This is a genomic window from Wolbachia endosymbiont of Anurida maritima (genome assembly GCF_042182995.1).
Taxonomy (GTDB): domain Bacteria; phylum Pseudomonadota; class Alphaproteobacteria; order Rickettsiales; family Anaplasmataceae; genus Wolbachia.
In genome coordinates, this window is the sequence record NZ_CP102058.1 from 1,140,544 (window position 1) to 1,163,784 (window position 23,241).

At 36.5% G+C, this 23,241-nt stretch carries 14 protein-coding genes, 1 tRNA gene and 2 pseudogenes; 10 read left to right on the forward strand and 7 right to left on the reverse strand.

Annotation, left to right across the window (positions count from 1 at the left end; translation table 11 throughout):
• The first annotated feature begins 34 nt into the window (after nucleotides 1-34).
• Entirely contained in the window at nucleotides 35-8,548 is an 8,514-nt protein-coding gene (locus tag NOX90_RS06170; RefSeq protein WP_375603933.1) for a DNA-directed RNA polymerase subunit beta/beta', read from the forward strand.
• Between the two features lie 6 nt (nucleotides 8,549-8,554).
• On the opposite strand, the gene dusB is transcribed toward NOX90_RS06170, so the two are convergent.
• Both dusB and NOX90_RS06180 read right to left on the reverse strand, forming a co-directional pair.
• Nucleotides 8,555-9,517 carry a tRNA dihydrouridine synthase DusB gene (dusB, locus tag NOX90_RS06175; protein ID WP_375603934.1) on the reverse strand — a complete coding sequence of 321 codons (963 nt, stop codon included), beginning with the start codon at nucleotides 9,515-9,517 and terminating at the stop codon, nucleotides 8,555-8,557.
• Nucleotides 9,518-9,522: 5 nt separating this feature from the next.
• Nucleotides 9,523-10,836, reverse strand: coding sequence for a hypothetical protein (locus NOX90_RS06180; RefSeq protein ID WP_375603935.1), 1,314 nt, complete (start codon nucleotides 10,834-10,836; stop codon nucleotides 9,523-9,525).
• Between the two features lie 142 nt (nucleotides 10,837-10,978).
• Between NOX90_RS06180 and serS the strand changes: the two genes are divergently transcribed.
• From serS to NOX90_RS06195, 3 genes and pseudogenes are all read left to right on the forward strand, one after another.
• Nucleotides 10,979-12,259: a serine--tRNA ligase gene (serS, locus tag NOX90_RS06185; protein WP_375604622.1), complete on the forward strand. Its 1,281-nt coding sequence runs from the start codon at nucleotides 10,979-10,981 to the stop codon at nucleotides 12,257-12,259.
• Between the two features lie 31 nt (nucleotides 12,260-12,290).
• Complete coding sequence (gene purD, locus NOX90_RS06190) at nucleotides 12,291-13,562, forward strand: phosphoribosylamine--glycine ligase (RefSeq protein WP_375603936.1); 1,272 nt, start codon at nucleotides 12,291-12,293, stop codon at nucleotides 13,560-13,562.
• 93 nt (nucleotides 13,563-13,655) lie between these two features.
• Nucleotides 13,656-13,846 (forward strand): annotated as a pseudogene (locus tag NOX90_RS06195) (IS481 family transposase); the annotation flags it as partial.
• 103 nt (nucleotides 13,847-13,949) lie between these two features.
• Here NOX90_RS06195 and NOX90_RS06200 read toward each other — a convergent pair.
• Nucleotides 13,950-14,135, reverse strand: a complete 186-nt coding sequence (locus tag NOX90_RS06200) for a hypothetical protein (protein ID WP_375603937.1) — start codon at nucleotides 14,133-14,135, stop codon at nucleotides 13,950-13,952.
• A gap of 54 nt (nucleotides 14,136-14,189) precedes the next feature.
• On the opposite strand from NOX90_RS06200, the gene NOX90_RS06205 reads away from it, so the two are divergent.
• Genes NOX90_RS06205 through NOX90_RS06215 form a run of 3 tightly spaced genes read left to right on the forward strand, consistent with a single transcriptional unit; the run spans nucleotide 14,190 to nucleotide 14,957 of the window.
• Nucleotides 14,190-14,555 (forward strand): transposase, encoded by a 366-nt coding sequence (locus NOX90_RS06205; protein ID WP_375603639.1) that lies wholly within the window; start codon nucleotides 14,190-14,192, stop codon nucleotides 14,553-14,555.
• A complete protein-coding gene (locus NOX90_RS06210; RefSeq protein WP_375604568.1) occupies nucleotides 14,498-14,695 on the forward strand; it encodes a transposase in 198 nt (65 codons plus the stop codon). The genes NOX90_RS06205 and NOX90_RS06210 overlap by 58 nt, the downstream gene beginning before the upstream one ends.
• A complete protein-coding gene (locus tag NOX90_RS06215; RefSeq protein WP_375603641.1) occupies nucleotides 14,601-14,957 on the forward strand; it encodes a transposase in 357 nt (118 codons plus the stop codon). The genes NOX90_RS06210 and NOX90_RS06215 overlap by 95 nt, the downstream gene beginning before the upstream one ends.
• On the opposite strand, the gene NOX90_RS06220 is transcribed toward NOX90_RS06215, so the two are convergent.
• The 4 genes and pseudogenes from NOX90_RS06220 to NOX90_RS06235 form a co-directional block, all read right to left on the reverse strand.
• Nucleotides 14,929-16,701 (reverse strand): M24 family metallopeptidase, encoded by a 1,773-nt coding sequence (locus tag NOX90_RS06220; RefSeq protein WP_375604623.1) that lies wholly within the window; start codon nucleotides 16,699-16,701, stop codon nucleotides 14,929-14,931. The genes NOX90_RS06215 and NOX90_RS06220 overlap by 29 nt on opposite strands.
• A 30-nt stretch (nucleotides 16,702-16,731) precedes the next feature.
• A pseudogene (mnmG, locus tag NOX90_RS06225) lies at nucleotides 16,732-18,624 on the reverse strand (tRNA uridine-5-carboxymethylaminomethyl(34) synthesis enzyme MnmG); the annotation flags it as partial.
• A gap of 209 nt (nucleotides 18,625-18,833) precedes the next feature.
• Nucleotides 18,834-19,301 carry a hypothetical protein gene (locus NOX90_RS06230; RefSeq protein ID WP_375603938.1) on the reverse strand — a complete coding sequence of 156 codons (468 nt, stop codon included), beginning with the start codon at nucleotides 19,299-19,301 and terminating at the stop codon, nucleotides 18,834-18,836.
• Between the two features lie 66 nt (nucleotides 19,302-19,367).
• Nucleotides 19,368-19,443: transfer RNA gene (locus tag NOX90_RS06235), tRNA-His, on the reverse strand.
• A gap of 150 nt (nucleotides 19,444-19,593) precedes the next feature.
• On the opposite strand from NOX90_RS06235, the gene murJ reads away from it, so the two are divergent.
• The 3 genes from murJ to ltrA all read left to right on the forward strand — a co-directional run bounded on the left by murJ (nucleotide 19,594) and on the right by ltrA (nucleotide 23,172).
• Nucleotides 19,594-21,093, forward strand: coding sequence for a murein biosynthesis integral membrane protein MurJ (murJ, locus tag NOX90_RS06240; RefSeq protein WP_375603939.1), 1,500 nt, complete (start codon nucleotides 19,594-19,596; stop codon nucleotides 21,091-21,093).
• On the forward strand, nucleotides 21,086-21,301 hold the full coding sequence (locus NOX90_RS06245; RefSeq protein ID WP_375603940.1) for a hypothetical protein: 216 nt from the start codon (nucleotides 21,086-21,088) through the stop codon (nucleotides 21,299-21,301). The genes murJ and NOX90_RS06245 overlap by 8 nt, the downstream gene beginning before the upstream one ends.
• A gap of 548 nt (nucleotides 21,302-21,849) precedes the next feature.
• On the forward strand, nucleotides 21,850-23,172 hold the full coding sequence (ltrA, locus tag NOX90_RS06250) for a group II intron reverse transcriptase/maturase (protein ID WP_375603644.1): 1,323 nt from the start codon (nucleotides 21,850-21,852) through the stop codon (nucleotides 23,170-23,172).
• The last annotated feature ends 69 nt before the right edge of the window (nucleotides 23,173-23,241 follow it).

The following is a 23,241-nucleotide window of genomic DNA, read 5'->3' on the forward strand; positions in this document are numbered from 1 at the left end:
GATATAGCTCTTTTAATTAATTTGGGGTATTTTAATGGTTGATTCTTCTTATATGTACGCTTCTGGTGCTTTTGTTCCTAGAGTTTCTTATTCTAGGTCGATTGATTTAAAAGATTCTTTATTGGATTTAGTTAAGGTTCAAAAGGAATCGTATGATTCATTTACTCCTCAGAATAAGGGTAATGAAAGACTTGAAGTTATCTTTCATACAATCTTTCCAATAAATGATCCTTTGCGTAGGGCTACTATTGAGTTTATAAGTTGTAGGGTAGATGATCCTAAGTATGATGAATCTGAGTGTATAAAGCGTGGTGTAACTTTTTCTGCTCAGGTTATTGCTTCTATACGTCTTGTTGTTATGCAGGATGGTATTTCTCTTGATGAATATAAATCGATTAAAGAGAGTGGAGATCATTCTAAACTTGCAACCGTTGTAAAATCTATAGAAGAGCAGAAAGTCCACTTTTGTGGGCTGCCTATGATGACTGATAAGGGCACTTTCATCATTAATGGTGTGGAAAAAGTTATCGTCTCACAAATGCATAGGTCTCCTGGTGTATTTTTTGATAGCGATAAGGGAAAAACTTACAATTCTGGTAAATTGATCTATTCTGCTAGAATTATTCCTTATAGGGGTTCTTGGCTTGATATTGAATTTGATGTTAAAGACCATTTGTATTTTCGTGTTGATAGAAAAAGAAAATTGCCAATCTCAGTTTTATTAAAGGCGTTGGGTCTATCAAATAATGATATACTCGATAGATTTTATGAGAAAATAAAGTATGTAAAACATAAAGATGGTTGGAAAGTGCCTTTTGTGCCTGATAAATTTAAAGGGGTGAGGCTGCCTTTCGACTTAATGGATATTGAAGGTAATGTGCTGCTTAAAGCTAATGTTCGTATTACCTCAAGGCTAGCTAAAAAGCTATATGATAATGAGTTGAAAGAGTATCTGGTTCCTTTTAATTCCATATGTGGTTTATTCCTCGCAGAAGATTTAATGGATAGTGCTAGCTCTACGAAAATTTTATCTGCTGGTGAACCTATAAAGCTGGAAGATGTAAAGAAGCTTGAGTTATTATCTGTAGATGAAATATCAGTGTTGAATATAGATAATTTGTTTGTTGGACCTTATATATTAAATACGCTTTTCTTAGACGAAAACATGTCTTATCAGGACGCGCTATATGAAATATATAGAATTTTGCGTCCTGGTGAAGTTCCTGTTTTAGAGATAGTAGAGGAGTTTTTTCGTAATCTTTTCTTCAGTCCGGAATATTATGATTTGTCTAATATTGGTAGGTTAAAGCTTAACTCTTACCTTGGATTAAATTATGATGAGGATTTAACTGTTTTAACATATGAAGATATTATTGAAATTGTGAGAAAAATAGTATTGTTACGTGACGGTCAAGGATCTGTAGATGATATTGATCATTTAGGAAATAGAAGAGTGAGATCAGTTGGAGAGTTTATAGAAAATCAATTTAGAACTGGATTGTTGAAATTGGAACGTGCAATAGTTGATTCTATGTCCACTTCTAGTTTAGATAAAGTTTCTCCATCTGATTTTATTAATCCAAAAGTGTTAACTAATGTTTTAAGAGATTTCTTCAATTCTTCTCAATTATCTCAATTTATGGATCAGACTAATCCGTTATCTGAAATAACGCATAAAAGAAGGTTGTCCGCGTTAGGTCCTGGCGGTTTAACAAGAGAACGAGCAGGATTCGAAGTGCGTGATGTTCATCCAACTCATTATGGAAGAATTTGTCCTATTGAGACTCCTGAAGGGCAAAATATAGGGTTAATCAACAGCTTAGCTATATACGCGCGTATTAGTAAATATGGTTTTATTGAAAGTCCTTATAGAAAAGTAGTTAATAGGGTTGTTACTGATCAAATTGAGTACCTGTCTGCCATAGATGAAGGTTTATATTACATAGCTGATACTAGCGTAAAGCTCGATGAAAATAATTGCTTTGTTGATGACATGCTATACTGTAGGTATGCTGGTAGTTTCGTTATGGTAAGTAGTGATCAGGTAAGTTACATTGACGTATCTCCTAAGCAGGTAATATCAGTTGCAGCTTCCTTGATTCCATTTTTAGAAAATGATGATGCTAATAGAGCATTAATGGGCTCAAATATGCAACGTCAGGCCGTACCTTTATTGAAGCCTACCGCTCCTCTGGTTGCTACTGGTATGGAGTCTTTTGTAGCTTCTGGCTCTGGTGCTGTAGTTTTAGCAAAACGCGATGGCATAGTTGATAGTTCTGATAGTAACTCTATAGTTATACGTGCTTTTGATAAAGAAAGAGTTAATTACTTGGACGTAGATATTTATCATCTAAGGAAATTTCAGCGTTCTAATCATAATACTTGTATTAATCAAAGGCCGCTAGTGTGCGTAGGTGATTATGTTAAAAAGGGTGATGTAATAGCTGATGGTCCTGCAATTAACAGTGGTGAGTTAGCACTTGGTAAAAATTTGCTAGTCGCTTTTATGTCTTGGCAAGGTTATAACTTTGAAGACTCTATTATTATTTCTAGTGAAGTTGTTAAAAAAGATCTCTTTACTTCTATTCATATAGAAGAATTTGACTGTGTTGTGCATGATACCCCTTTAGGATCAGAAAAAATAACTCGTGCTATACCTGGTGTTAATGAAGAGAATCTATATCACTTGGATGATAGTGGTATAGTGAAAATCGGTACAAGAGTTGGTCCAGGCTATATTCTGGTAGGTAAAGTTACACCTAAACCTTCTCTTTCATTGCCTCCTGAAACGAAGTTATTAATGACAATTTTTGGTGAAAAGTCATTCGATTGTGCGGATTCCTCTTTATATACATCTCCAGATGTTGAAGGGACAGTAATTGATGTACAAGTCTTTACACGCAGGGGGGTTGAAGAAAATGAAAGGGCATTACTTATCAAACAAAAAGAGGTAAATGACTTTGAGGGAGAGCGAGATTATATAATCAATGTTACTAGTGAATATTTCTATGATGAACTGAAGAAACTTCTTATTAATTCTGGTTCTCAAGATCGAGAAAAATTTGACTCTATTGAACGTGAGCAATGGTGGGGTATAGGGTTAAAAAACCAATCCATTTCTGAGCAAGTTAAGAGCTTAAAAAAAGGTTTCGATGAAAAAGTATCACATGCAATAGCACAGTTTAAGCGAAAAGTAGAAAAATTACATGAAGGTTATGACCTGCCTCAAGGTGTGTCGATGTCAGTAAAAGTTTTCATTGCTGTGAAACATAGTCTGCAACCAGGGGATAAAATGGCTGGTAGACATGGAAATAAAGGTGTGATTTCTCGAGTTGTGCCAGTGGAAGATATGCCTTATTTGGAAGATGGTACTCCTGTTGATATTATTCTTAACCCTCTTGGTGTTCCTTCACGAATGAATGTAGGGCAAATACTGGAAACGCATGTAGGTTGGGCTTGTAGAAAATTAGGGGAAAAGGTAAGTAATCTTCTCGATGAGATCAATAAAATCAAAAGTGCTTTTTGCAAGGAAATTAGGTCCCTTAACGATGATAATTTTACACAATTTGCAGTAGCATACCTTGACAATAAAAAAATTGAAAATATTGATGATGATGAAATAACGGCTTCTGTTTTAAATACACCTAATAAGAATGCACTAAATGACGAGTTGAATGCGTTAGTAGAGAACTATTTGAGCTCTTGTAAAAGTTCATACAGCAATTTACGTAACTTCCTGATTGAGGTTTATAGCTATGGCAGTAACGTATCTATCTGTAATGATATTCGTAATATTAGTGATAATAATCTCATTGAGTTTGCACGCAAATTACGTGATGGCGTTCCTGTTGCTGCACCTGTATTTGAGGGTCCAAAAGATGAACAAATAGCAAAATTATTTGAACTTGCTGGTTTAGATAACTCTGGACAAGCTGTATTGTATGACGGTTGCACTGGTGAAAAATTCGACCGCAAGGTTACAGTTGGTTACATGTACATGCTTAAGTTGCACCACTTGGTTGATGGTAAAATTCATGCGCGTTCAGTAGGGCCTTATAGTTTGGTTACTCAACAACCTCTAGGAGGAAAATCTCATTTTGGTGGTCAGCGTTTTGGTGAAATGGAATGTTGGGCATTACAAGCCTATGGTGCTGCTTATACTTTGCAGGAAATGTTAACTGTGAAGTCTGATGATATTAATGGTAGAGTTAAGATTTACGAGTCGATAATAAAAGGTGACAGTAATTTTGAATGTGGAATTCCTGAATCCTTTAATGTGATGATAAAAGAACTACGTTCTTTATGTTTAAATGTAGATTTAAAGCAAAATGATGTAGTGATTGAAGATATATCTCACACTAACATTGCACAACCTTTTAATGAGGTTAGCATATCGATTGCTAGCCCTGAAAGTATTAAGCGTATATCTTGTGGTGAGATAGAAGATGTTTCAACTGCAAATTATCGTACGTTCAAAGTTGAGAAAGGTGGATTATTTTGCCCTAAGGTTTTTGGTCCTGTCAATGACGATGAATGTTTATGTGGAAAATACAAAAAAAGAAGACACAGAGGTCGCATATGTGAAAAATGCGGAGTAGAAGTTACATCTTCTAAAGTAAGAAGAGAAAGGATGGGTCATATAGAGCTTGCATCTCCTGTTGCTCATATATGGTTTTTGAAATCGCTTCCTTCAAGAATTGGAGCATTATTGGATATGTCTCTCAGAGATATTGAGAATATTTTATATAGCGATAATTATATCGTGATAGATCCTCTTGTTTCGCCTTTTGAAAAAGGTGAGATTATTAGTGAAAAAGCTTATAATGAAGCTAAAGATAGCTATGGGATCGATAATTTTATAGCTATGCAAGGTGTTGAAGCTATAAGAGAGTTGCTAACGCGCCTTGATTTACATGAAATTAGAAAGAATTTAAGACTAGAGTTAGAGTCTGTTGCTTCTGAGATAAAAAGAAAGAAAATTATAAAGAGATTACGTATTATTGAAAACTTCATTAAGTCTGGAAATAGACCTGAGTGGATGATACTTACAACTATACCTATTTTACCACCTGATTTGCGTCCTTTGGTATCGCTTGAAAGTGGTCGTCCTGCAGTTTCTGATCTGAATCATCATTATAGGACTATTATTAATAGAAATAACAGGTTGAGGAAATTGTTGAGCTTAAATCCTCCTGAGATTATGATTCGTAATGAAAAAAGGATGTTACAAGAAGCAGTTGATTCTCTTTTTGATAATAGCCGTCGTAATACTCTGGTAAATAAAGCTGGTGCTGTTGGATATAAAAAGTCCATTAGTGATATGTTAAAAGGAAAACAGGGTCGTTTTCGCCAGAACCTCTTAGGAAAAAGGGTAGACTACTCTGGACGTTCTGTAATAGTTGTTGGTCCAACTTTGAAACTAAATCAGTGTGGATTACCAAAAAGAATGGCTCTTGAACTATTCAAACCTTTTGTTTACTCAAAGCTTAAGATGTATGGTATGGCTCCAACTATTAAGTTTGCTAGTAAGTTGATAAGAGCAGAAAAACCAGAAGTTTGGGATATGCTTGAAGAGGTAATAAAAGAGCATCCTGTTTTGTTGAATAGAGCGCCTACGCTACATAGACTTGGTATTCAGGCTTTTGAGCCAATCCTTATTGAAGGCAAAGCAATACAGCTTCATCCGCTTGTCTGCACAGCGTTTAATGCTGATTTTGATGGTGATCAAATGGCAGTGCATGTGCCAATTTCATTGGAAGCTCAGCTTGAAGCTAGGGTGTTGATGATGTCCACTAATAACGTTTTAAGTCCTTCTAATGGCAGACCGATTATAGTTCCTAGTAAAGATATAGTACTTGGTATATATTATCTGACTTTACAAGAACCTAAGGAAGATAATTTACCATCTTTTGGTGCTTTTTGTGAAGTTGAGCATTCCTTGAGTGATGGTACTTTACATATTCATTCTAGTATAAGGTATAGGATGGAGTATATTGATAGTAGTGGTGAAATTCACTATAAAACTGTTTGTACAACTCCTGGACGGTTAATATTATGGCAGATTTTTCCTAAGCATGAGAATCTAAGTTTCGATCTAATAAATCAGATATTAACAGTCAAGGAAATAACTGGTATAGTTGATTTAGTATATCGTAACTGTGGTCAAAGTGCTACAGTGGTATTTTCTGATAAATTAATGGTACTTGGCTTTGAGTATGCCACATTTTCTGGTGTTTCTTTTGGTCGCTGTGATATGGTTATACCTGAAACTAAAGCTACACATGTTGATCACGCGAGGGGTGAAATTAAGAAATTCTCTATGCAATATCAAGATGGGCTAATAACTAGAAGTGAGAGGTATAACAAGGTTATAGATGAATGGTCTAAGTGTACGGATATGATAGCTAATGATATGTTAAAAGCAATATCTATATATGATGAAAATAGTAAGTACAACTCAGTGTATATGATGGTTAACTCTGGTGCAAGGGGCTCTACTTCACAGATGAAACAGCTAGCAGGAATGCGAGGGCTCATGACCAAACCTTCTGGTGAGATTATAGAAACACCTATAATTTCTAATTTCCGTGAAGGATTGAACGTATTTGAGTACTTTAATTCTACTCACGGTGCGCGTAAAGGTTTAGCTGACACTGCGCTTAAAACTGCAAACTCTGGATACTTAACTCGTCGTTTAGTTGATGTGTCTCAAAATTGCATAGTTACAAAGCATGACTGTAGAACAAAAAATGGTCTTGTTGTGAGAGCTACAGTTGAAGGAAGTACTATAGTTGCATCTCTAGAGAGTGTTGTGCTGGGTAGAACAGCTGCAAATGATATATATAACCCAGTGACAAAAGAATTATTAGTAAAAGCAGGGGAATTAATTGATGAGGATAAAGTAAAGCAAATCAGCATTGCAGGTCTTGATGCTGTAAAAATTAGATCGCCTTTAACTTGTGAAATAAGTCCTGGTGTGTGTTCTTTATGTTATGGAAGAGATCTTGCAACTGGTAAAATTGTTTCAATAGGTGAAGCAGTTGGTGTTATAGCTGCTCAATCCGTTGGAGAACCGGGTACTCAGTTAACGATGCGTACTTTCCATATAGGTGGAGTAATGACTAGAGGCGTTGAATCCTCGAATATTATAGCTTCTATTAATGCTAAAATAAAGTTAAACAATAGTAATATAATTATAGATAGAAACGGAAATAAAATTGTGATAAGCCGTTCCTGTGAAGTCGTATTGATTGATAGCCTTGGTAGTGAGAAGTTGAAGCACAGTGTACCTTACGGTGCTAAACTTTATGTAGATGAGAGTGGGTCAGTAAAAATTGGCGATAAAGTTGCGGAATGGGATCCTTATACATTGCCTATTATCACGGAAAAGACTGGTACAGTATCTTATCAGGACTTAAAAGATGGAGTTTCGATCACTGAAGTGATGGATGAATCTACAGGAATATCAAGCAAAGTAGTAAAAGATTGGAAATTGCATTCTGGTGGAGCTAATTTACGTCCTCGTATTGTGCTGCTTGACGATAATGGTAAAGTAATGACACTCGCAAGTGGCGTTGAAGCATGTTATTTTATACCAATCGGGGCAGTGCTCAATGTACAAGATGGCCAGAAGGTTCATGCAGGTGATGTTATTACAAGAACACCAAGAGAGTCAGTTAAAACTCGTGATATTACTGGTGGTTTACCGAGGGTTATAGAGTTATTTGAAGCACGTCGTCCTAAAGAGCATGCTATTGTTAGTGAGATAGATGGCTATGTAGCGTTTTCTGAAAAAGACCGTAGAGGAAAACGCAGTATATTAATTAAACCTGTAGATGAACAAATTTCTCCAGTTGAATATTTGGTATCAAGAAGTAAGCATGTAATAGTCAATGAAGGTGATTTTGTACGTAAAGGTGATCTATTGATGGATGGTGACCCTGATCTCCATGATATTTTACGTGTGCTTGGGTTAGAAGCTTTAGCACACTATATGATTTCTGAAATACAGCAAGTTTATAGATTGCAGGGTGTTCGTATAGACAACAAGCATTTAGAGGTGATCTTAAAACAAATGCTACAAAAAGTGGAAATTACTGATCCTGGTGATACTATGTACTTGGTTGGCGAAAGCATTGACAAGCTGGAAGTTGATAGGGAAAATGATGCTATGAGTAACTCTGGCAAACGGCCTACTCATTATCTTCCTATTCTGCAGGGGATTACTAGGGCAAGTCTTGAAACTAGCTCCTTTATTTCTGCTGCCTCTTTCCAAGAGACAACAAAAGTACTTACAGAAGCAGCATTCTGCGGGAAGAGTGATCCTTTAAGTGGATTAAAAGAAAACGTTATAGTAGGAAGATTAATTCCTGCTGGTACAGGTTTGATTATGAATAAGATCAAAGCGCTTTCACTTTGTGATAATGTAGATAAATATGAAAAATATTTTGATATTGAAACTTATGACGAGAAATGGTTGATGGATAATAGTTGTCATTTACACTCTGGTGAGGAAGAGAGCGTGGTGGCATATGATCAGTCGAATTGAGTACAGCTAGTGTGTCTCGTGACCAAAAAAGCCAATGATATTTTCTTTCACTTCCGTGCTATCTGTCATGTTATTTACTCTCACGCGAAATTCGGATGAGCCTTGAAGTCCGCTACTGTACCAACCTATGTGTTTGCGGGCCATCTTTATTCCTGTATCATTTCCATAGTACTCAAGAATACTGTCGTAATGCTCAAGTATGATGTTTAACCTCTCTGAAGCTGTCGGTTCAGAAGTTTTACTTCCATTTAGAAAATTTATTGCTTGACTAATCAGCCAAGGTTTACCGTAGGCACCACGACCTATCATCACTCCGTCTGTTCCGGATTCTTTGAGAGCATTCTGAATATCATTTAAATTCTTAATATCGCCATTTACTATAACTGGAATTTTTACTTGCTCTTTAACATTTCTAACGAATTTCCAATCTGCTTGACCGTTATAAAGCTGTGCCCTTGTTCTTCCATGTACAGTAATCATTTTTGCTCCAAGATCCTCTGCAATTTTTGCTAAACGTGGAGCATTGCGATTTTCATCGTTCCATCCGGTGCGCATTTTTACTGTAACTGGCACATTCACTGCCTTGACTACAGCTTCAATTATTTCAGCAGCCTTTTTTTCATCACGCATTAGCGCTGATCCTGCATAACCGTTTACAACTTTCTTAACAGGGCAACCAAAATTTATATCTATGATTTTAGCTCCCATATCCTCATTCAATTTTGCAGCTTCTGCCATAACATTCGGTTCGCATCCAGCAAGCTGAACAGCAGTTAGCTCATCAACTTTTGCTTTTTGTAGACTCTGGCGAGTTTGCATAATCATAGCTCTGCTTGCAATCATTTCTGAGACTAACAAACTTGCACCAAGTTTCTTCACAATACTTCTAAACGGATAATCAGTCACTCCAGACATTGGCGCCAAGATTACTGGAGAATCAATCGTTAGACTTCCTATTTGAAGGGGCATAGAATTTACGGATTATTAAAACCGAGTGCATTCACACATGCTGCTGCAGCACCTTGTAGAGCCGAATTTGCTTTTTCCATAAGAGAAGGCTCTGCCTCTACTACCTTAGCTCTCTCGTAATGACCAGGTTTTAAGTATATTGTTTCTTGTCTTTTATCACCCCATAATTCACTATTTCTTTGATAAACTTCTACACTGCTTGTATTTAAATTAGACACTTCTATTATTTCTGGATTTGGTTCAAATACTGTATGCACATTATTACCATTATTTTGATGATGAACTGTAATCTCAATATTGGCTAAAGAAGCCAAAATAGGAATTTCTTCGATAAAAATATAATAGCACGGATTATTTATTGCTTCTAAATAAGCTTTGTAAAGTTCAGGGTTATTAAGAAATGAATTTGTAATAACATCACTATTATATTTTATTTTGTAAATCTCTTCATCAAAATTATCTGGATCAAGAGCTTCTGCATATTCTCTTAGATCGCTGATAGCCTTATCATGCGATACATTAAAATTTCTAATAATTCTACCTACTAGCTTCCCAACCTTATCTTTAGCACTTCTAGTCTTTTCATTTGTCTGTTCAACCAGCTTCTTTATTTCGTTTGATCTCCCAGTTAGATCTTCTGGCTTATTTAAAAACATATTAAAAAGCGTTTCTAGATGCCCTCTTAGAGGAGCTGGCATGCTCGGATCATCCAAAAATGTAAATTGACTTAAAAATCTGTGCCAATCTAATCTCATATCTTGTGCTTTTTCAGCCTTATATGGACCAGAGCTATTATCACCAAATACCGCATGGAAAAAGCAGTTACCGTCCCCTGCAGTATCATATGTAACAATTTTTGAATTCATATCCAAACCACTATCCAAAGAAGCATCAGAATTTCTACGACTTCTATTCTTTGGGCTTTCTGTGTCATCTAGTACAACACCACTATCCCTATCCGGAGTTTTTGGCCTTTCTTGATTTTCTTCAGGTTGTTCTTGCTCAGGAGATTTTTCTTCACTCTTTTCCCCTTTTGAAGTTCCTTTTCCATTAATATAGTTCTTCGCTAAGTAAAATAAAGGTTCAACAACCATTTTGTATGCTACTGTAAGAATTATTCCCATTAAAACCCAAACTACGGGGTTAGAGATGAGCATAGCAAGTGGAAAGGTCAATAGAGGGGATCCTATTACCGCCCCTAAACAGCCAGCAGCGAATGTGGCTGCTAGGCATACACAAGTAGCGCTGATAACAAATTTCCCACCAGCAAAGTAAGTGCTCTTTTTAAATTGATTATATTTTTCTGTGATGCCCAACATACTATATCTTATGAACGCTAAGTTAATTAGTTTTAACAAATTCTAACAAAAAAATCAACCATAATAAGTTTAGTAGTATGAGAAAATATTGAATATTAAGAGCTTTTGGAGTACAGTAACAATGTTAGTAATAGCACAATATATGCACGATATAGAATATATACGCAAAAACCCTGAAGGATTTGAAAAGGCAATGAGAAGCAGGGGGATAAGAGAGTTTACTGCAAAAGAGATATTAGAAATTGATCACGAGAAAAGATCACTGACCACTAAACTACAGGATTTAAATAGGCAGCGCAATGAAATCACAGAGGAAATAAAGAAGCTTAAAATGAGCAAGAGCCCTTGTGAAGAGCAAATAGAATTGTCAAAAAACATCACAAATGAGATAGAGGCAATCAGCTTAAAAGAACAAGCAGAAAAGGATAAGTCAGTGAATGTTTTATCTAACTTGCCGAATATTTCTGCGCAAGATGTGCCAATAGGCGCAGATGAGAACTCTAATTTAGAAGTGAAAAAATATGGAGAAAAAAGGCAATTTGATTTTACAGCAAAATCTCATTATGAACTCGGAGAAAAGTTAGGTTTAATGGACTTCGAACAAGCGGCGAGAATTTCCGGATCAAGATTTGCGATATTAAAAGGACAGTTAGCTAAGCTTGGACGAGCGCTAATAAATTTTATGCTTGAAATGCATGTTAATGAATTTGGCTATACTGAGGTGTATCACCCGGCTTTGGTGAAAAACGAAGCTATGTATAACGTTGGTCAGCTACCGAAATTTTCTGATGATTCGTATTTAACTACCGACGAATTGAGGTTGATTCCCACAAGTGAAGTGTTTTTAACAAATTTGGTTGCTGATAAAATAGTAGAGGAAAAAGAACTATCTATTCGCTTTACTGCGTATTCAGAGTGTTTTCGTAAAGAAGCAGGCAGCGCAGGACGAGACACGAGAGGCATGATAAGGCAGCACCAATTTGGTAAAGTGGAGTTGGTGAGTATTACAACTGAAGACCAATCAAATGATGAACTTGAGCGCATGACGAGTGTTGTTGAAGAGATATTAAAAAAACTAGAATTACCGTATAGAGTAATGCTGCTGTGCAGTGGCGATATGGGCTTTGCTGCACAAAAGACTTATGACATAGAGGTATGGTTACCTGAGCAAAATAAATACAGAGAAATATCAAGCTGCTCAAATTGCGGTACGTTCCAGGCAAGAAGAATGAACACTAAATACTTCTTAGAAACTGACAGAAAAACAAAAAAATACGTTCACACTTTAAACGGCTCAGCTTTAGCCATAGGAAGAACAATTGTTGCCATAATGGAGAATTATCAAAATTCTGATGGATCAGTTACAATACCAAACGTGTTGCAAAAATATATGAGTAATGATACTGTTATAAACAAACAATAATTTTGACATATAGAAAAGCGAGGAAACAAAGATGAAGGTTCTGGTTATAGGTTCTGGTGGGCGTGAGCACGCTCTACTTTGGGCTCTAAAAAAATCTCCTATCTTGACTGAGTTATATGTCACTCCTGGTCGCCCGGCCATGGAAAATTTGGGAATTCTTGTGGATGTAAATATTCAAAATTCAGTGGATGTTACACAATTTTGCAAGAGAGAAAATATAGAGTTGGTTGTTATTGGTCCAGAACAACCAATAATTGATGGGCTTGCTGATGATTTAGTTGCAGAGGGAATAAATGTTTTTGCTCCGAGTCAAGCAACTGCAAAACTTGAGGGATCAAAGTCTTTCACCAAAGGACTATGCAAGCGATATGGCATACCAACTGCCAAGTACGAGTGTTTTGTTGATGAAGGATTAGCTAAAGATTTTGTACGTAGCAATAAAATAAAGTTTCCACTTGTAGTGAAAGCAAATGGAATTGCGGCAGGGAAAGGCGTGATGATATGTTGCGCAGAAAACGAAGCTTTTTCAGCAATAGATTCAATGCTAGTGGAGAAAGAATTTGGTGAATCAGGTGAAGAAATAATCATAGAAGAATTTTTAATTGGAGAAGAAGTAAGCTTTTTTGCTCTTGTTGATGGGTTGAAAGTAGTAACTCTTGGGTGCGCAAAAGATTATAAGAGAGTGAATGAAAATAATGAAGGCCAAAATACTGGTGGTATGGGATCGTACTCATCACCTTCAATTATAAGTAAGGACCTGGAGCAAAAAATCATCCAAAAAATAATATACCCTACAGCTCAAGCATTGGTTAACATGGGTACGCCTTATAAGGGAGTACTCTTTGCTGGTTTAATGATTTGCAGAGATGGCCCAAAACTTCTCGAGTATAACGTTAGATTCGGTGATCCAGAGACACAATCGATATTACCTAGATTTGATTCAAATTGCGATTTGTTAAAATTGATGTTGTCAGTTGCGGAAGGAAAATTAAGTGCCAAAGTGGTTGAGCTTAATAACAAATCTACAATTTGTGTGGTTGTTGCAAGTAAAGGCTATCCTGGTGATTATCAAAAGGGAGAAGTAATTAAGGGATTGGATAAAATTGAAAGCATTCCTGGTGCATTGGTGTTTCATGCTGGTACTAAATTAGATGAGAGTGGTAATTGGGTTTCAGATGGCGGAAGAGTGCTAAATATAGTAGCAGAAGGGAGCACTATAGAGGAAGCCAAAAGTAAAGTGTACTCAGCATTAAATTTTTTAGAATGGCCAGGGGGGTTCTTCAGATACGATATTGGTAGTTAATATTAACTACAGATGTGCCAGAAAGTGTATTAAATAGGACTTGATCTGACACTTAAAATAAGTAAGTTATAAAATAATAAAAGAAAGGAGATCAATATTATCTTTAGAAAGAAAATCTACTATTCTTTGACAGATCGATGTTGATCATTGGTTGCGTTCTTACAATGAGGCAAATACTGCTATCCTATACAAATTTTTTGGATAGTAAACATATTGCTTTTCAGAAGAATGTTAGTAGCATTAAACAACAGCCTGATATTAGTTTTAATTCTTCTGTCAGTTAATTCTTGTCTGTCAGATCAAATCTTGTCTTTTACAAACACTCCCGGCTTTTAATGACCAAGCAAATCAAGTTAAAATCATTAAGCCGGCTATTGATAAAAAACCTTATGCTTTTTGCTTGATCGGAGGTGTCACCTCTGCACTTTCTGCTCCATCTAGGGTACTACTTGGTTTTTCTGTAGTAATTTTTTGAGTACTACCATCTACCTTATTCTTGATATCTGCTCCATATGATCTTAATACTTCAATAGCTTTTTTGTTTTCACTATTCAGCGCAATATCTAAGAGCATGTCTTCAAACTAAGTAGAAAGGAGTTAAGAAGTGTGTTATAAGATATATTTTAAATGTACCCAAGCGATATAAGTGACAAAGAATGGAAGATGATAGAGCAATATTTTGAACCTAAAAAGACCGGCAGACCAAGAAAACACAGTATCAGAACGATTATCGATGCAATAAGGTATGTGATGAGAACAGGCTGTCAATGGAGACAACTACCTAAGAATTTTCCACCATGGAAAACCGTGTATAGTTGTAATTCGCGTTTAAAAAAAAGTGGAATATGGCAAGAAATTCATGATTTTCTAGTTAAAAAACTAAGAAAGATAATTGGTAAGAATGAAACTCCATCAGTAGGAATAATTGACAGTCAATCAGTAAAAACCACTCAAAAAGGGGATCCAGAGGATATGATGCTGGCAAGAAAGTAAAGGGTAGAAAACGCCACATCGTTGTAGATACTCTAGGTCTTGTAATTGCTGCTGAAGTACACAGTGCAAGCATTCAAGATCGTGATGGTGCAACTAAATCTTTTTGTTCAAGCCAAATGCAAAGCTCCAACATTACGTAAGTTTTTTGCTGATCAAGGATATACAGGTAAATTGCAAAACCGCTGTTTATTGGAAACTGGATGTTTGTTGACGATTACCAAGAAAGTAGTTGATACAGGATTTCAGGTTATTCCTAAACGTTGGATTGTTGAGAGAACCTTTGCTTGGCTCTCCAATTTTAGACGTATGAGTAAGGATTATGAGCATTCTCCTCTCACTTCAAAAAATAACATCTTTTTTAATATGATCACTATTATGCTTCACAAATTAGCTCATTCTTGAGTTTGAAGACATGCTCTAAGTTTTTATAGACAAATTGATGATAGCTATTTATCCATTCAATTTCATCCTTAGTAAGCATTTGCACATCTATTAGCCTTCTATCATATGGAATAGAGGTCAGTTGTTTAAAGTTTAAGAAGCCGTCTTCTTGTCTGTCAACATACATCAGATTTTCAATCCTTATTCCATACTCTCCCGGAATGTAATAGCCAGGTTCATTGGATAGTATCATACCTGGTACTAATTTTACTTTATTACTTTTTGATATTGCTTGTGGTCCTTCGTGCACTGATAAATAGCTTCCTACTCCATGCCCTGTACCATGCATATAGTCCATTCCAAATTTCCATAAATGCGTACGTGCTAATATATCCAATTCTCCACCAGTAGTGCCAGGAGGAAAGACGACACTTGCTATAGCAATGTGAGCTTTGAGTACTATTGTATAGTGGGTTATTTGCTCATTGGTCGGATTACCAATTGCTACAGTTCTTGTCACATCAGTTGTGCCGTCAAGGTACTGACCACCAGAATCAATCAAATACAGTCCATCTTTCTGAATTACTTTATTCGTCTTACTGCTTGCACGATAGTGAATTATTGCTCCATTTTCATTAAATGCGGAAATTATTGGAAAGCTCAATTGTTTAAACAAATTCTGCTCTTTTCTGTATTCTAAAATCTTTTCTTCAGCTTCAAGTTCTGTCATTTCATTGAACTTCTTATCTGAATAATCATCATCTTCCTTGGTGTCATTCCAGCGCGTGACACTGGAATCTATGTTTTTTTCCTGGATCCCAGTGTCAGCTGCTCGGATGACAGTAAATCTATTAGTAAGCCAATGTAGAAAGTTTGTAACTGCCACTCCATCTTTAATGTGTGCATTTATAGCCCCAGCTATTTCAGTTTGATTTTTCACTGCTTTATGAATTAAACAAGGATCTTCTCTTTCAGCTACCTGTTTATCTTTTATTACAGCCATGATACTCATTGGAGTTGTGTTTGGATCTATAACTATTGAATTTAGCTTGTGCAGCGAATTTTCTAGCTCACTAATATCAAAAATATTTATATGATTGCCTAAATTTGCTTCTATAGTTGAATGTTCTTTATCTTGAATAAACAAATCAACATTACCGCTTTTATACAATATAGCACGGCCCAATATACATGGAGTATATTTAGCATTTTCATTTCTTAAATTTAATAACCATGAAATTGAATTTGGATCAGTTAAAAGCACTGCTTCAGCTTCTTTATCTACGCTTTTAGCAATTTTTTCACATTTATTCTTGCTACTTTCACCAGCATATTTAATAGAATGTAAAACCACTGCTTGTTTTCGATAGTCACTTTTTTNTCCAGCTAAACAGGGTATTAATTTACAGATATTCTCATACTTTCTTATATCTTTTACGGTAAAATATTGCAAATAATAACCTAGTGAGGCAGTTGATGTTAAGTTTGCTTTTACCCATTCGCGTGGATCCTCTTCTTGTATATTATATACTTGAAAATTGCCCCGATCGAGCTGATTGTGAGCTTGTGTGATATAGCGTCCATCTGTAAAAAATGGGCACTTGTTGTCTTTTGTAACGATAAGTAGCCCATTTGTTCCTGTGAAGCCACACAGCTTTGTTAGCTCTTCTGAATACTCATTTGAATATTCGTCTTTAGTATGCAGCATAAATGCATCAACATTTATTTCGTGCATAAAAGAACGAAATTCTTCGATTTTTGACATGGGATACCTCANCGCAAAACTAGCAGCTACTTTCGTTTTCTTATTCCTAAGGTACACTAATATGCTCACTATCGCTGCAGGAGTGATGCCTTGTATTTGCTTTGCAATGCCAATTGTTGCTGGTTTTATCGTCTGCAACTTTTCTATTACTTCACTTGACAGGCCTTTAATCTGTGAGTAGTTGAAATTAGTTGGAATTTGAGTGTTAATTTCCTCTCGTAAAAACTTCATATCCGCTTCTTGTCTTATTAGGTAAGGCCTGTACTTTGCTTCAATTTCAACCGCTTCGCATATTTCATTCTTAGTTATGCCACCCATTGCAGTGCCATCCCAGCGTGTGACGCTCGGCCATATTTCTTGTAATTTATTCCAGTCGATGTTTGGATAGCTGAGTAGATCTAATGCCGTTTTTCTTATCCCATCATAAGATATTTTGATACCATAAGACCTAAGCTGCTCAGGAGTAATCGTCAGACTCCCTAACTTCTCTTCAAGCTGCTTAATGGATTCAAGTTTATTCTGTAAAACAGAGTATCTCTCATGCGACACAAGGGAAATATCATAACCTTTTTGTGTTAATCTTCTATCCGCATTGTCTGACCTGATAGCTAGCCTATATTCTGCACGTGAGGTAAATAATCTATAAGGCTCGATCACCCCTTTGGTGACCAGGTCGTCTATCATTACGCCAATATACGAATCTGTGCGATGAAGAACAAAGCTTTCTTTTTTGCCAGATGAGGAGAGTGCTGCATTAATTCCAGCGATAATTCCTTGTCCTGCTGCTTCTTCATATCCAGTAGTGCCATTAATTTGGCCGGCAAAATATAGACCCTTGACTTTCTTAGTTTCAAGAGTATGAAATAGCTCTCGTGGATCAATATAGTCATACTCAACTGCATATCCAGGTCTTAATATTTCTGCATTTTCAAGTCCCTTGATACTCTTTATCATTTCACACTGCACTTCGATGGGCAATGAATTTGAAATTCCATTTGGATATATAGTGTTATCGTCAAGCCCTTCTGGCTCTAGAAATATTTGATGACTACTTTTTTCTGCGAATTTTTTAACTTTAACTTCAATTGATGGGCAGTATCTTGGTGCAACAATATCATCTAAATATGAAGAAGCTGACCTGTGCAGATTCTCTCTAATTATTTTATGCGTGTTTTCATTAGTATGGGTAATAAAGCATGATACCTGAGGTTGGTTAATTTTTTCTGTTAAGTAAGAAAACGGAACAGGTGGATTATCACCCACTTGTTCTTGCAATATTGACCAGTTTATAGTGCCACGATCGAGCCTTGGCGGAGTTCCGGTGCGCAATCTACCTAATTTAAAATTATATTTCTTCAACGTATTTGCAAGTTCTACTGCAGGCTTATCTCCCATTCTCCCTGAAGGAGTTGTTTGTTCTCCTATATGAATCACACCTTGCAGAAAAGTTCCTGTGGTTAAAACAACTTTGCTTGTTAGTATACGTTCTCCTGAGCTTGTTATTACAGCTTTAATGCACGGTTCTCCATTATTATTACTCTCTATAAGAAAATCGTCAACTGACTCTTCTTTTACCGTCAAATTGTTATAATTTAGAATAATTTCCTGTATTGCTTGCTTGTACAATTTTCGGTCTGCCTGTGCACGTGGTCCCCACACCGCCGCACCTCTGCTGCTATTTAAAATGACTGAGTGTATGCTTGCTTGATCAATTGCTCTTCCCATTATTCCATCAAGAGCGTCAACTTCCCTAACTACAACACCCTTTGCCACTCCTCCAATTGCTGGATTGCAGGACATTTCTCCTATAGTTGAAATTTTATGAGTTATAAGCAGCGTGTTTGCACCAAGGCGAGCTGCCGCAGCAGCCGCTTCGCACCCTGCATGACCACCACCTACTACTACTACGTCGTACTTATGCATGCCTTCTTGAGTAATTCTTACTCTACTAATATTCCCATTATCAGCAGTTAATGTCAAATTTTACAGTAAATTCATTACTTTTTCTGTCATCCCAGTGTCACGCACTGGGATGACACCCTACCGATGGAGGTTGCTCTCAAATTGCAATGTTCGTACAGCTATGTGCTGCACACTAGAATAACAGAAAGCAGAAACCTTACTTAATTGGTTTAAAGTGATTCGTACCCCTTCCCTTTTGAAGAAAAGTGCTCAATTATAGGTGATATAATGTGCTCATTCACTTTGTCAGCAGCAAATAGTGTAGCCACGGTTGCAAAGAACCCTGCTATCGGCGCTATTACTCCTATTGCCGCACCTGTTAAAGCTGCAGAGCCCATTCCAAGCATTGCACCAGGAAAAATAGCAGTTGCGGCTGCAGCAAGGCCAACTCCAATTGCAGCGCCTGCAACGCATACAACGGCCATCTCGAAAAGATCTTTTTTNNTGGAGAATTCTCCTTTTTTTACATTATCGTATATCGAACATGCAGCAAATAATATTGGAGGAACGGCAGCAACAATTCCACCTATAACCAAAGGTGACAAAGCTGTGAAACTCAATCCCAAACCTGTGAGTGCACCTGTTACTGATGCTACACCTAATGCTACACCTAAAAGTGTTAAATCTTCTTTACTCATACAACCTCCTTAATTAAATAATAATATTACCATTTGTTCATATCTCCGTCAAGCAGAAAACTTTAGTGGGGCGAGCGACCAGGATTGAACTGGCGACATTCAGTACCACAAACTGACGCTCTACCAACTGAGCTACGCCCGCCAAGATATAAAATTTCTAACATAAGAGCGCAAATAGTCAATTGATTATTTAACTCTCCTTTTGCAGAGGGTTTTAAGTTTAGCCAATAAATATTTTCATTGATACTTTTACTATTATAGTTAATTGTATTGATACTAATGAAGTAGTGGTATGTTTAAAAGTATTTTCACATTTAGTTTTTTTACCGCTATTTCAAGGATCTCAGGGTTAATAAGAGATGTATTAATTGCTACAGTTATTGGTGCAACCTCTCTTGCAGACATATTTTTTTCTTCGTTTCGCTTTGCCAATCTATTTCGTGCATTTTTTGCAGAAGGAGCGTTCACTACCTCATTCATACCGTTATACTCGGCAGAATCACATGATAATAAGAAGGCATTTAATTTTGCAAGTAGTGTAATATCCATTACGTTTATTATCTTAGTAATTTTTTGTCTTATCATGCAAACTTTCTCTCCTTATATGATTCAAATTTTTGCTCCTGGATTTGACCAAAGTAAGTTTACCCTTACTGTTACTTTATCAAGAATTATGATGCCCTACATAATCTTTGTTTCAATTGCATCACTTATTGGTGGAATGCTGCAAGTAAAGCAGCATTTTGCTTCAACAGCTATTGCACCAATCGTTTTGAATCTCTGTTTAATCATCAGTTTATTTATGCCTTATATAAAAACCTCAGCACATAACCTTTCTATAGCTGTGCTAATCGGAGGGATTTTACAGTTACTTCTGATACTGTTTAGTGCATACAAGTTAAAGGCAGCTTTTTCTNNTTTTAGCCTTGAATTAAGCAATGAAGTAAGGTTGTTTTTTAAGCGTGTGATACCTGCAATTATCAACAATTGTGTAACTCAAATAAGCTTATGGATTGACACAATCATGGCGAGTTTTATACCAAATGCGGTGTCCTATATATATTATGCCGATAGACTAAATCAACTACCGCAGGGAATAATCGGTACTGCAATCGGTACAGTGCTTCTTCCTTTAATTTCAAAGCAGATGAATGATACTGAGAATATAGTCAAAATACAAAATAAGGCTCTCAATATTGGATTAATGTTAATCATGCCAATAACTGCCGCCTTTATTATTATCCCTGATGTCATTTTACATACACTTTTTTCTTATGGCCGGTTTGATCACTATGCAGTACAACAAACTGTTCCCACATTAATAGCATTTTCTCTTTCTTTACCTGCATTTATTATAAATAAAGTGTTGCTACCCACATTTTTTGCTAAAGGAAATTTGAAAATCCCAACTATATTCTCACTAATGTGTCTTGGAATTAATGTTGTACTGAACTTTTTGTTAATGAGTAAATATCAACATACGGGAATTGCTATTGCTACTTCTGCTTCCACTTGGATAAATTCTATTCTATTAATTAGTTATTTAACAATAAATAAAATGTATAAGGTTAGCCAAGCGTTATTGTTAAATATCATGAAAATTTTTGTAGCAACGGCAGTTATGTCAATAGCCCTTTATATTTTTCATGCTTTGTTGGCAGGATTATTTTTTGATAAAGTGTTGGCTCGTATCGTTTATTTAACGACTTTAATAGCTTTGAGTGTTATTGTTTATTTTGGTACTCTTTATTTAATGTTTAGAGAAAATTTGAATAATTTGAAATATGTATAAACTAGATCTTTTGCTAAAGGAACAGCAAACGGTGTCATCCCAGTGCCTATCTTTGTCATCCCAGTGCTTGACACTGGGATCCAGATATAAAAATATTTGCAAATTATGCAATAGACAACAGATTCTAGGAGCATACGCTGAAATAATGCTCATGATGAAAATAAGATGGATCCCAGTGTCACGCACTGGGATGACAGGAAAAAGGTAAACTGGGATGACAAGACGAAGAGATGCCGGAATGAGAGGCCTATTATGAGTGCGCCAAGGGAAGCGTTTAGAAAACAGTTGGTGAAAATCCAACCTAGGCAAAGTCTAGCCAACAGCCTAGAACAGACCATTATGCTGCGTAAGGTAACGAGCGTAGTAAAGCTAATGGAATGGACAATACAGGGTGCAACGAAAGTAAAGGTATTGAGTTCCGAAATTGCCAACATTATAGAGGTCGACACTGTTCATGTGGTGGAAGACAGCATGAGGGGTAACGATAANGGCAAGTTATCACTCACTCTATCGGGATCCGAGGCCGTATCATGTATTGAGATGGAGCCTAAATGAACTTGGGAGATCCTTTGTATTCCTACTAAGGTATGCTGGAACAAGTCAACNAAAGGCAAGGACCAACGAAAGATACAAAGGAAGTCGGACTGACTGATAGTACTCAGAGTGTGGGAAAGCCACATACAAGGGGAAGCGGTCAGCAATATAGCAACTGGAATGAGGATTGCAATACCGATACAANNCAGAGATTGGAGGAATATGCAAGGAAAACTAAACCAGATAGCGGTAAGAGCGAAGCAAGATAAGCGGGTAAAATTTACATCGCTGATACACCTTATCAATGAGGAGAATCTTGCAGAGTGTTATAAGGAACTAAAACGTAACAAAGCGTGTGGTGCAGACCAAGTGACAGTGGAGGCGTATGGAGAAAACCTAGAGGAGAAACTTAAAACGCTAGTGGATAGTATGAAGAGAAAGCAATACCGACCGCAACCAGTGAAAAGGGTATACATACCCAAAACTGGAAGCAAGGAAAAGAGCGGTCTCGGAATACCATCAACAGAAGAAAAGTTGGTACAGATAATGTTAAAGAAGATATTGGAAAATATTTATGAAGCAAACTTTCTGGACAATTCGTATGGTTTTCGCCCTGGTAGAAGCTGTCATCAAGCAGTCAAAGCACTAGATAAAGCAGTGATGCACAAACCAATTAACTACGTTGTAGAAGTGGATATCAAGAAGTTCTATGATAATATGCAACATAAATGGCTGATGAGATGCGTAAGGGAACGAATATCTGACCCAAATTTATTGTGGCTAGTAAAGCAATTTCTTAAGGCTGGAGTCATCGAAGCTGGACATTATGAAGCAACCACACAAGGAGCACCTCAGGGAGGAATAGTAAGCCCTGTATTGGCAAATATATATTTACACTATGTACTAGATCTATGGTTTGAAAAGGAAGTAAAACAAGAATCTAAGGGGTATATGGAGCTAGTCAGGTACGCAGATGACCTTCTGGTGTGCTGTGAAAGTGAGGAAGACGCTAAAGAATTTCTAGAATCATTGAAACAAAGATTAGCCAAGTTTGGTTTGGAAATATCTGAAAATAAAACAAAAATAGTAAAGTTTGGTAAGAAAGAATGGTATCAAGCAGAAAGAGAGAAACGAAAGACGGAAAGCTTTAATTTTCTGGGATTTACACATTATTGTGGGAAAAGTCGAAATGGCAGACTTATGATGAAGCAGAAAACTTCAAAAATAAGCCTAGCCAGAAAGATTAAAGAAATCAAAGAGTGGTTGAAAGCGGTTCGGAATCTTATTCGTCTCAAAGACTGGTGGCAAATACTCAAAGCCAAACTAAGAGGACACTATAACTACTTCGGGATTAGCGGAAATTATCGATGGCTCAATAAGTTTAATTGGGCAGTAAAGAAGCTAACGTTTAAGTGGATAAACCGACGTAGCCAGAAAAAGAGCATGAATTGGGAACAATTTATGCATTATACACAAGTCAATCCACCACCAAAACCAAAAATATGTTTTTCCTTATATACACAGGAGGTATGTCGTGAACGCTAATATTGTGGAGCCGTGTGCGGGAAAGCTGCATGCACGGTTCTTGTGGGGGAGTTATAGAAGCAAAACTCA